Annotated in this window: 8 protein-coding genes; all 8 read left to right on the forward strand. The window is 48.0% G+C overall.

All coding sequences use genetic code 11. From position 1 onward, the window contains the following. Positions 1-150: 150 nt before the first annotated feature. The 8 genes from HUN05_16515 to HUN05_16550 all read left to right on the forward strand — a co-directional run bounded on the left by HUN05_16515 (position 151) and on the right by HUN05_16550 (position 12,139). The gene (locus tag HUN05_16515) at positions 151-2,280 is read left to right on the forward strand and encodes an LPS-assembly protein LptD (protein WDP86524.1); all 2,130 of its coding nucleotides are present in this window, start codon (positions 151-153) and stop codon (positions 2,278-2,280) included. After that, positions 2,277-2,801 (forward strand): UpxY family transcription antiterminator, encoded by a 525-nt coding sequence (locus HUN05_16520; GenBank protein WDP86525.1) that lies wholly within the window; start codon positions 2,277-2,279, stop codon positions 2,799-2,801. The genes HUN05_16515 and HUN05_16520 overlap by 4 nt, the downstream gene beginning before the upstream one ends. A gap of 75 nt (positions 2,802-2,876) precedes the next feature. After that, entirely contained in the window at positions 2,877-3,152 is a 276-nt protein-coding gene (locus tag HUN05_16525; protein ID WDP86526.1) for an integration host factor subunit beta, read from the forward strand. Between the two features lie 20 nt (positions 3,153-3,172). Further along, positions 3,173-4,231 carry a DNA polymerase III subunit delta' gene (locus HUN05_16530; GenBank protein ID WDP86527.1) on the forward strand — a complete coding sequence of 353 codons (1,059 nt, stop codon included), beginning with the start codon at positions 3,173-3,175 and terminating at the stop codon, positions 4,229-4,231. Next, on the forward strand, positions 4,228-5,040 hold the full coding sequence (locus tag HUN05_16535) for a stage 0 sporulation protein (GenBank protein ID WDP86528.1): 813 nt from the start codon (positions 4,228-4,230) through the stop codon (positions 5,038-5,040). The genes HUN05_16530 and HUN05_16535 overlap by 4 nt, the downstream gene beginning before the upstream one ends. Then, entirely contained in the window at positions 5,037-6,944 is a 1,908-nt protein-coding gene (gene metG / locus HUN05_16540; protein ID WDP86529.1) for a methionine--tRNA ligase, read from the forward strand. The genes HUN05_16535 and metG overlap by 4 nt, the downstream gene beginning before the upstream one ends. An 84-nt stretch (positions 6,945-7,028) precedes the next feature. Continuing rightward, positions 7,029-8,402, forward strand: a complete 1,374-nt coding sequence (locus HUN05_16545) for a PbpA (protein ID WDP86530.1) — start codon at positions 7,029-7,031, stop codon at positions 8,400-8,402. A 35-nt stretch (positions 8,403-8,437) separates the two neighbouring features. Continuing rightward, positions 8,438-12,139, forward strand: coding sequence for an SIS domain-containing protein (locus HUN05_16550; GenBank protein ID WDP86531.1), 3,702 nt, complete (start codon positions 8,438-8,440; stop codon positions 12,137-12,139).

The raw sequence follows: 12,139 nt of genomic DNA on the forward strand, positions 1-12,139 counted from the left end.
GCTTTATACAGTAATTTTAATTGATGTGCAAAATATTTAAGTGGAAAGCTCATGGCCCCTTTGTTTTCGTGGAAAAAGCTGCCAACGACAGTGACGTTTGTCCTGTTCTTCTGGCTGGGATCGGTTTCTTGTGTCCTGGCATTGCCTCAAATGGAAAATCCCAAAGAAATCTCCTGGCATATTTCCGCCCTCATGGTGACCTATGATAATGAGCGTGAGCTGTATATTGCCGAAGACGATGTGGTCATCACCGGAGGACAGACCCGTTTGGAAGCGGACTATGTTGAATTTTCCAATAAAACCAAGGACGCCTTTGCCCAGGGAAACGTGCTGTTTATTTCCGGAGGAGACACCATTACCTGCAATGCCATGCAGGTCAACCTGCTCACGGAAAAAGGCACCATAAACAAGGGCACCATATTTATCCAGGACGGCAATTATTATATTTCCGGGGAGAATTTAAGAAAAACCGGGGAGTTTTCCTATGATGCCCAAAAGGGGTCCATCACCACTTGCAAAGGGGATACTCCAGACTGGAAAATCACGGGCAAAAATATCAAAGTCACTGTGGAAGGGTATGGAACGGCAAGCCATACGACCCTGTGGGCAAAAAAAATGCCCGTCATCTACTCTCCCTATCTGGTATTTCCGGTTAAAAACAAACGCCAGACCGGCCTGCTGTTCCCCAGGGTCTCAAGCTCCGAGCGTAAAGGGTTTGAGTATGAACAACCGCTGTTTATTGCCCTTTCAAGAAACACCGATGCCACCTTGTATACCGATTATATGTCTGACAGGGGGCTAAAGGTGGCAGGAGAATATCGTTATGTTCTGGATAATAATTCCAAAGGCATGATGATCATTGATTATCTTAAAGACGATAAAATCGATGACGGCACCGACGCCACCAAGGACTACAGCTTTACCTCAACCCCCCAGCGGACCAACAAGGACAGGTATTGGTTCAGGATGAAGCATGACCAGGCCTTTGACTACGGGATCACGGCCAAGCTGGATGTCGATTATGTCAGTGACGCCGATTACCTTCAGGAATTCAAGGACGGATTCACAGGGTTTGACAACACCAATACCAAATTTGAAGAGATGTTTGGCCGCAGTCTGGATGAATATGATGACACCACCCGTAAAAACAACCTTTTGGTCAGCAAGTCCTGGTCCAATTACAATTTAAACATCCAGACCCTCTGGTATGATAATGTGACTGCAAGGCAGCTGGACACGGATGACACAACCCTCCAGACCCTGCCCAGCATCGAGTTTGATGCCTCCCGCCAGGCGTTGGGCAAATCCGGACTTTACTATACCCTGGATTCTGAATTCCGTTCTTTTTACCGCCAGGACACCACCTCCACCCTGGTCAACGGGCAGCGGGCAGACGTTTATCCCAAGCTCTACTATCCCACCAACCTGGGCAAGTCCTTTTTCTTTGAACCCTATATCGGTATCCGGGGAACGGCCTGGCACACGGACAAGTTCACAGACGTCAACGGAGATGACTCAGACTTCAGAACCCGGGGGCTCTATGACATGGGAGCACAGCTTTCCACCAGCCTCAACCGGGTCTTTGTCCTGAACACCGATTTTGCCGAAAAAATCAAACATGAAATCATACCCAAGCTAGAATATGCCTTTTTGCCCACAGAAAATCAGGAAGACCTGCCGTATTTTGACACCTTAGACAATATTTCTGAAAAAAACATTGTTACCTGGTCCCTGACCAATACATTTACCTCCAGAAAAAAAGTAGAACAGCCCGACGGCACCACAACCCACCAATACAAAGAACTTGCATGGATTAAATTGTACCAGGGCTATGATATCCGGTATGAAAGGGATGATGAAGATGCCGCAGACAAGCCCTGGCAGGATATCAACTTAAAATATGAACTCAATCCCTTTACCTATCTGAGTTCCGACGGCACCCTTGCCCTATATCCCTACAACAGGCATTTTACCAAAATCCAGATCGGCGCCCAGATCAAAGACAACCGGGGAGACAGCATTTACACCTCCTATCGGTATACGGTGGAAAACGCCCATACCTGGTACACAAAATTCAACGCCCAGATCCTGGACTATTTGATGGCTTATTATTCTTTTGAAAGTGACCTTGAAGATCAAGAAACCATTGAAACCCGTGCCGGTATAAAGCTTGAGCAGGACTGCTGGGGACTGCTTCTGGAATTAAGAGAAGAATCTGCAGACAAGTCCATAGCCTTTATGGTGACCTTGAACGGCATAGGGGATTTCGGCAATCAATGAACACCTCTCTGCAATGGTTTGCCCTCCTGACCCCGAGCAATTTCGAGCAGGCCGTTTATACGGTGATCTGCAAAAAAAAGATCGATGCCTTTCTACCCAGAATTAGAAAACAAAGCCTTCGAAAAGACAGACAGCTGATGATTGAAAAGCCCTTGTTCCCGGGCTATATCTTTGTCAAATCCAGCCAGGAATCGGCAGACCAGCTTAACATTTTAAAGACCAGCGGAGCTGTAAGGCTTTTGGGCAATACCCAGGGACCGGTCCCTGTCCCGGAAAATCAGATCCTGGCATTAAAGCTGCTCACCTCGGCCGGCCGGGACCTGATCACAGGCTCCACAATCCACCTGAAAAAAGGGGACGGGGTCATGATTTTAAAAGGCCCCATGGCAGGATTAAAAGGAGAGTTCCACAGACACAAAGGCCAGGACCGGGTGATTGTTAAAATTGACCTGCTCGGCCAGTATGCAGGTGTTGAGGTGGATTCGGACAATATTGAAAAAATACCGAACCTGCTCTCATAACGCCTTGACTTTTTATTGAATATTAATTAAAACCCTGACAGAAAAACGATCTGTTTTAAATGATTTTGAGGTTCTATGAATAAACTTGAATTGATTTCCACTTTAAAGGATAGGGCAGACCTGACCAAGGCAGAAGCAGCAGAAATTATCAAAATTTTTTTTGATTCCCTTGCTGACTCTTTTGTCAAAGGAGAGCGGGTTGAAATAAGGGGGCTGTGCAGCTTTCATATTAAAGAGTATAAAAGCTATGTGGGCAGAAACCCCAAAACCGGACAAAAAGTTGACATCCCCCCCAAGCGGCTTCCGTTTTTTAAATGCGGTAAAGAACTTAAAGAACGGGTCGACTATTAACAGTACCTGTTGATCAAAGGATGCAAACATTTGATCACAATCCTGCCCCCCCCGGAGCCATCCCCCCCCATGGACCGGGTCCAGCGTCCCATACTGAATTAAACACTATTATTCAGACCGGTAAAATTCCAAACGGCCTTATTTTTCATGGTGCCCGGGGCACAGGAAAAATCAAAGCCGCAATTAAATTTGCCAAGGCCTGTAATTGCAGTTCAGGTGGGACAGGTCCCTGCAACCGATGTCTGTCATGTAAAAAAATAGACACAGGCATGCATCCGGACCTGATTTTTCTGGGCTTAAATGAGAACAAAAAAGCCATTTCCATCTCCCAGATCAGGGAAATGGGGCGTTTGATCTCATCTAAGCCCAATGAGGCAAGTCATCGGATGGTCTGTATTCAGGATGCAGACCTGATGAATGTCCAGGCACAAAACGGTCTGTTAAAGGTGTTGGAAGAACCGCCGGAAAACACCTTTTTTATCCTGGTGGCCACAAACACAGACCCGCTGCTGCCGACCATTCTGTCCAGGTGCCGAAAATTGAGGTTCTCTCCCATGGGTGTCGGACAGATTCAAACGATACTGCATTCAACCCATGGTATTGATGCCCAGACCGCCCATATCATATCCCGCACCGTTGGATCCGATCTCAACCGCGCCCTTGAATGCGCAGGGTGCGCAGGCACGGATGGCCTAAACTGGAAGCTCAGGCGGGAATGGATCATCAATGGACTTTTGGACCTGGTCAGGGGCAATGTTCACAAAAAGGTGGAAAAAGGACTTGCTCTGTCACAAAAAATATCGGGTGATCCCAAAGGAATTTATGATGCAATGGCTTTTATCCGTACGGTTTTGAGAGATTTATGCATTTTCAGATACAGCCGGGAACAAATAGTTAACCTTGATTTTTTTGACGCATTTAAAGATATTAGTCAGATACATGTTTACCCGACATTTCTTGAATGGCTGACCGAGCTTTATGAAACCGAAAAAAGGCTTGAATCCAACAGTGGTCAAAGGCTGACTCTGGATCGCTTTTTCCTGAAATTGTCTTTCTATAAAGGGGCTGCACAGGTATGATTAAAGTAGCTGGCGTTAAGTTTAAAACCGCAGGAAAAATCTATGATTTCAAAAGCGACGCCTTTGTTCTGACCCAGGGAGACCGGGTGATTGTAGAGACAGAACAGGGCTTAGGCTTCGGCACCATTGTCAAGCCTCCCGCGGAAAAGGACCGGGGGGGAAAAAAACTCAAAAGCATTGTCAGAATAGCCACCAAAGAAGATTTCATCAAGCGAGAAGAAATCAAAAAGCTGGAAAAAAGGGCCTTTGAATTCTGCCAGGTCTGTATTGGCAAGTTGGGGCTTTTAATGAACCTGTTCAGCGTGGAAAGCACCTTTGACCGGAACAAGCTGACCTTTTTTTATACGGCGGACGGCCGTATTGACTTTCGGGAGCTGATCAAACTTCTGGTCAAAGAGTATAGTATACGGATTGAAATGCGCCAGGTGGGAATCCGCAATCTGTCCAAGCATTGCGGGGGCGTAGGAAAATGCGGAAGGGAGCTGTGCTGTTCCTCTTTTATGCATTCCTTTGAGCCCGTGTCCATTAAAATGGCCAAGGAACAGGGCCTTTCCCTGAATCCCACCAAAATCTCCGGGGTCTGCGGACGGCTCATGTGCTGTCTCACATTTGAAAACCAGACCTATCGGCAGTGCAAAAGAAAAATGCCCAAACTTGGCAAATCCATTACCCTGGAGGCTGGCAAGGGAAAGGTTGTACGCCAGAATGTCCTCAAGGAGAGCATCACCGTGAGAATGGAGGACAGAACCGAAGTTGAACTGCCCTTAAACCAATTGAAAAAAAATAATACAGGATCCCAAAAGAAATGAGTGAGCAATTCTTTACCACCCCCATATATTATGTAAATGCCAAGCCCCACCTGGGGCATGCCTATACGTCCATTGCAGCCGATGTGGCCACCCGTTTCAAAAAAATGCAAAAAATCGACACCTTTTTTCTCACCGGCACGGACGAGCACGGGGATAAAATTGTTCAGGCGGCTGAACGAGAAAAGACCTCGCCCAAGGCCTATGCGGATAAAATCAGCCGATTGTTCCAGGACCTGCTTCCTCGCCTTGAGGTTAAAAACGATCGGTTCATCAGAACCACGGACTTAGATCACATAGAAGTGGTAAAAGGGTTGCTGACCAAGATTCATGACCGCGGTGATATCTATTTTGCAAGCTATGAAGGGCTGTACTGCTTCGGGTGCGAACGCTTTTACCAGGAACGGGAACTTGTGGACGGCAAATGCCCGGACCATGGGACCGAACCCCAGACCATCAAAGAGTCCAACTATTTTTTCAAAATGAGCAAATATCAAGAATGGCTCATTGATCACATCAAGACCCATCCGGATTTTATCCGGCCGGAGCAATATAAGAATGAAACTTTATCCTTTTTAAAGGAACCCCTGGAAGATCTTTGTATTTCAAGGCCCAAAACAAGGCTCACCTGGGGGATCACCCTTCCCTTTGACGAAGATTATGTCACCTATGTCTGGTTTGATGCCCTGGTCAATTATGTCACGGCCCTGGGATATCCGGATTCCCAGAAGTTTAAGGCCTTCTGGCCCACCACCCGCCATTTTGTGGCAAAGGACATCATAAAACCCCATGGAATTTATTGGCCCATCATGCTCAAAGCCGCAGGCTTAGATATTTACAATGGTCTCAACGTTCATGGATTCTGGAATGTCCAGGGCTCTAAAATGTCAAAAAGCATCGGCAATGTTACAGATCCGGTGGAAGTGACAGACCAGTACGGAACAGACCCGTTCCGGTATTTTCTCATGCGGGAAATGGTGTTTGGCCTGGATGCCAATTTCACCGAAGATGCCATTGTGGCCAGGATCAATTCAGATCTGGCCAATGACCTGGGCAACCTTTTTTCCAGGGTTTTGTCCATGAACCAGCGGTATTTCAAGGGCAGGGTCATGGGAGCGGCCAAGGATGCCGATGAAAAATACTCAATTAAATCCCAAGCGGCCAGGGTCATTGACGCCTATATTTCTCCCATGGAAATCTGCCAGTCCCACAAGGCAATGATTGCCGTCTGGGAACTGATTTCATTCATGAACAAATACATAGACACCCATGAGCCCTGGGCCCTGGCCAAAGAAGAATCCAACATGGCGGCCCTGGGAACAGTCCTCTATGAATTAATGGAAGGACTGCGAACCATTGCAGGGCTTATCTGGCCTGTGATGCCTGAAACCAGTGCAAAGATCACCGCAGCCCTGGGCCTTGACCTGCCTGAAAAAGGATTTTTCACCCTGGACGAGATCCGCCCCTGGGCCCAGATTGCCCAAGGCATTGTTCTGGATAAGCCGGCAATCCTCTTTCCCAGAATTGAGGTCAAAAAACAAAAGGCAGCACCGGTTGCAAAACCCTTTAAGCCTGAACTCAAACCAGAAATTTCCATTGAGGAATTTAACAAGGTGGACCTGAGGGTGGGCAAGATCATTAAAGCTGAAAAAGTTGAAAACTCCAATAAACTGCTCAAACTCCAGGTGGACCTCGGAGCCCAGGTTCGTCAGGTCATTGCAGGCATCGGCAAAACCTACCGCCCGGATCAGGTCATTGGAAAAGAGGTCATTGTCGTGGCCAATCTCAAAGAGGCCAAACTCATGGGAGAGGTTTCCCAGGGCATGATCCTTGCGGCCAGCAAGAAAAAAGAACTGGTCCTGTCAGGATTTGACAATCCGGCCAAACCCGGGAACCAAGTCAAATAGTATTGGGGAGACCCTCTTTTTAATTCACAGAGAATCAATCCCGCCAGGACCTGACCGACCGGGATTTATATAGCGGATAACTGTTTGTATACTTTTAAAAAAGAAAACTCCTGGCAAAAACTTCAATCTGATTTTCTTCTCCAAAGAAGAAAAAAAAGCCTGATTTTAAAATCTGCACGGGTGGGTGGACTTGTTTTGGCCATTGCCGGGCTGGGTCTGGCAGGGCTGTTTCTCACAGGTTATTTTTTCCCTGAAAAACAAAGCCCTGGCCCAACGCCTCCAACGGCGCAGTCCAGTGCCAAGGCTGAGGTGCTTTCAAAACCAGCCCTGAAGATCATGACCCGAAATCTTGATATTTTAAACTCGCCCAAAGATCATTTCTTTGTGGACACCCCCGCCCAAAGCTATACGGTTTATACAGGACTTGATACCCGGCTCCAGGCCTTGCTCGGCAAGACCCTTGACCGCCTTCAATCAAGAGACCGGGGCAAGCCCCAGCGTATCGCCATGGTGGCCATGGATGGAAGTACAGGGTTGATCAAAGCCATGGCCGGGTTTGACCTGGCCGATCCAAAGGCCAACCCCTGCACGGCGGCCGATTATCCGGCCGCCAGTATTTTTAAAATTGTCACGGCCTCTGCGGCCGTGGATGCCCTGGGATACTCCCCTGCAACGTCCATGTATTTTAACGGAAATAAATACACGCTTTATAAACGGCAGCTTACGGAGAAAAAAAACCGGTATACCTATAAAATTTCTCTGGGCCGGGCCTTTGCAGAATCCATCAACCCGGTGTTCGGCAAACTTGGAAAACTCTACCTGGGCAAAAAAAAGCTCAATACCTATGCCCATGAATTTGGGTTCAACCAGGGGCCTGAGACCGATTTCGACTTTGAATCCAGTGCGTTCAGCCTTACCCAGAGCGACTATCATCTAGCCGAGCTTGGGTGCGGATTTAACAGAGATACCCAAATTTCTCCCATATTCGGCGCCATGCTGGTCTCCCCCATCATCAATCAGGGTCATTCTCTTGTGCCCCGCCTGGTGGACCGGGTCACGGATCTGGATGGCAAATTGATCTACAAAAGCCAAAAAGAGGTCTTTAAAATTCCCGTGGGGTCCAAAACTGCCCTGACCATGATCGAACTGATGAAACAAACCATTTCCAAAGGAACGGCCAGAAAGGCGTTTCGGGGCTATTCCAGGGACAAGGTCCTTTCCGGCCTGATCATCGGGGGCAAAACCGGCTCTTTGTTCAACCGAGAAAGAACCGTTAAATACGATTGGTTCACAGGATTCGGCAGGGACAAAAAAAGCGGAGAAACCCTGGTGGTTACCGTTGTGGTCGGCCATCGTAAATATATCGGGACCCGGGCAAGCACCCATGCCAAAAATATGCTTAAAACCTATTTTAAACCCATTCCAACCAACCACCTGGCACCTGGTACCAGGTCTTGAACCCCTTATATCAGGCAGACTGATTGGAGAAAATCATGACCCTTCGACAAACTAAAATAATTCAAAGGATCAAAGATATTTGCCGGCTGAAATTTGCATTTGGCAAATCCCCGGCCAGAGTCCAGAACCATACCCTGATCTTCTTTCCTGACCAGAAAAATCTTTTGTGCTGCGGGATCTCTGCCTTTGTTGCCTATAAAGGAATTGAAAACAACCCAGGCCTTGACCTTTCTTGTTTTATCATTGGCATTGATGCCTTTAAAACCAATCTGCTGCCCAAAACCACGAAAACCCAACTGGCTATCGACACTTACCTGGGCGGTGACCGCCTGCTTTTAAACTTGTTTGAACAGGCGCAGCACCTGAAAACAGAACACCTGTTTACCGACCTGTTTCTGGACACAAAAAATGCCCGGGAACTTGAAAAAATAATCCAGGATATTGAAGATATTCTCGACCAGGAGGACCTGAGGTTCAAGCAGATCACCTCCGGCCTTTCTGCTCAGGATGTGGACCGGGTCTCAGGCCGGATTGAACAATTAAAAGATATCTGGTGGTGTTTGAAAAAAGAAGTGTTCGGCAACATCGCCGCCATTGAGAATCTTATTTCAGATTCAAATGCCAGGCAAAACGGGCTGTTCCTTTTTAAACGGATCAATGCCGTGCTCAACAGCATTGACCGCCTTGAGGTCAGGGGAAGGGATTCGGCCGGTATCTCCATCATGTGCACCCTGGGGGCGGCAGAATTTGAAACCTACAGAAAAACCCTGGCCAAGGCAGGCCTTTTAGACGGTTTGAAAAATCGAACCAACCATCCCATCCTGTCAAACAACAGTATTTCCATAAACCAGACCACAGGCCGGGATCCTGAAAAATTATCGGCCAGTATCTGTTTTGTATACAAATTTGCCGCAGAAATCGGGGCGCTTGGGGACAATATTGCCTTTATCAGAAGCCAGATTAAAAATGACCACCTGCTCCAACTGGTTGCAGGATTTGCCATGGAGTCCTCTTCTGTTTCCGCCCACACACGGTGGGCCTCTGTGGGGGACATCACCGAGGCCAATTGTCACCCCCTGGACAACACCCCCACGGACAGAAAAATTGAAAAATCAGGCATTATCCATGTCTGCCTCAACGGAGATATTGACAACTACCTGGACCTTAAAACCGAATACGAAACCCGGTACGATAAAATTCACCCGGAGATCAATACCGACACCAAACTCATCCCCCTACAGATCGAGCACCATGTAAAACTCGGGTTTCCCATTGAAGAGGCCTTCCGCCTGGCGGTGAATGAATTTCACGGTTCCCATGCCATCAGCATGCATACCGACCTTGCCCCAGGCAAACTTTTTTTGGCCCAAAAAGGCTCCGGCCAGGCCATTTTTATCGGCATTGCTCCGGATCATTATCTTGCCGCATCAGAACTTTACGGGGTCGTGGAAGAGACCCAGGCCTATATTAAACTCAACGGAGAGGAAAAAGGCCAGATTGTCATTCTTGACCAGCATTCTGCCGGGGGCATTGAGGGCATCAAATCTCTTTGCTACGACAACACCCCCATCCCCCTGGGATCGGCCGATATCATGAAAAGCCAGATTACCTCCAGGGATATTGACCGCCAGGGATTTCCCCATTATTTTCTCAAGGAAATCTGTGAATCTCCCCTTTCAGTTGAAAAAACCCTTGAGAATAAATTCACCCAGGACCCTGACACCGGGCTGTTCTTCATCAGCCTGGAACAAGGAATCATTCCCAAGGTGATTGAAAACGATCTTTTATCCAGCACCATCAAAAAGATTTATTTTATCGGTCAGGGCACCGCGGGCATTGCCGCCCAGGGCTGTGCAGACCTGCTCTCCTTTTACCTGGGTGAAAAGGCCCTTGACGTCCGGGCCTTAAAGTCCTCGGAACTTTCAGGGTTCTGCATCGTGGGAAACGGAGAATGCAAAAATACCATGAACGACACCCTTGTGGTGGCCATCAGCCAATCAGGCACCACCACAGATACCAACAGAACCGTGGATATGATCAAGGCCAGCGGCGCCAGAACCCTTGCCATTGTCAACCGCAGGGACTCGGACCTGACCTTTAAAACTGACGGGGTATTGTATACAAGTTCAGGCCGGGACATTGAAATGTCTGTGGCATCCACCAAGGCCTTTTACTCCCAGCTCACTGCAGGTGCTGTATTAGGACTGCGTCTCACCGCAATTCTCAAGGCCAGGCCAAAAGAATTTATCAGCGACCAGGTCCAAACCTTGATGGGGCTTTCTGAAAAAATGCAGGCCGTCCTTGAAATGAAGAGTGAAATCAAAGCTTCGGCCGACAAACGGGCAGTGGCCAAAAACTATTGGGCAACGGTGGGCTCCGGCGCCAACAAGACCTCGGCAGATGAAATCAGGATCAAGCTGTCCGAGCTTTGCTACAAGACCATTTCCTCGGATTTTGTGGAGGATAAAAAACATATTGATCTTTCCTCCGAACCCCTGATCCTGGTCTGTGCCGCCGGCACCCGGGAAAGCGTGCTCAAAGACATTATAAAAGATACCGCCATTTTCAATGCCCACAAGGCCTGCCCCATCGTCATCACCACAAAGGGGGAAAACCGGTTTGATCTCTATGCAAGGGATGTCTTTAAAATCCCGGAAATTCAGGAGCATTTTGCCCCCATTCTCAATACCCTGGTCGGCCACATCTGGGGGTATTATGCCGCCCTTGCCATCAATGAGAGTTCTCGATTCATGTACGATGCCAGGGCCCAAATCCATGAGGCCCTGGATGAATACAGGCAGATCGGCCACGATGATTATGAGGTGCTCCTGGAAAACAAATTCAGGGAAAAAATTGCCTTTTTTTACAACCAGTTCTCCCAGAAACGCAGGCAGAAAGAGTTTCCCTCTGCCATTGGACTGGACACCATTGCCAATATCACCCTGGTTCTCAAATACCTTTCAGGCCGGCTGCCGGTATCTGACTTTGAAATTGATTTTGGCATCAAAGGGACCCCGCCCAATATGCTGGCCACATTTTTTGACAATATGGGCCGCGCCATCAACGCCATGGCAAGGCCGGTGGATGCCATCAAGCACCAGGCCAAAACCGTGACCGTGGGCACCAGCCGGATAAATGAAACCTTTGAAGGCCTTGTTTTTGATGCCTTGAATGCCCACAATATCCAGATCTCACAGCTGACCAATAAAAATGTTCTGGTCCTCAAAAACCTCCAGGAAATCATTTCAAAGGTTAAAGGGGCCCTGCTCTACCGTATCTCAGGACTCAACCTGTTAGGAGAGGTCACGGACAAGACCCGGATCCAGGTCATATCCAAGACCGGGGGACTGGCCAATGAGGTCTCCAGGGTGGAAACCGATCACAGGCTCAAAGGGACCAAGCATATCATTGTTAGGGAAGGCAACGTGTATATGGGAAAAGGCCGCAAGGACAATAAAAGTATTCTGGTCATCCCCGTGTTCTCCGAATCCGGTGCCAGCCCCAATATTATTGAATTTATTCTCTCTTTAAACGTCTCTTTTAAATCTGCCGATGAGATCTCGCTGCTCAAAAAGATCAAGGCCCTGGGCGGAAAATATACCCGTCTCAAGGACTGGATTCTGGAAAGTGAAACCATTGTCTGGGACGATAAATACCTGAACCTGGTTGACATTGACACCCTGTTCGGTGCCAGTGCTGAAAAAGCGGTTGAAGCCATCATCCAAAAGCTAAAATAA

The organism is Desulfobacter sp. (genome assembly GCA_028768545.1).
In the GTDB taxonomy this organism is placed as follows: Bacteria; Desulfobacterota; Desulfobacteria; order Desulfobacterales; family Desulfobacteraceae; genus Desulfobacter.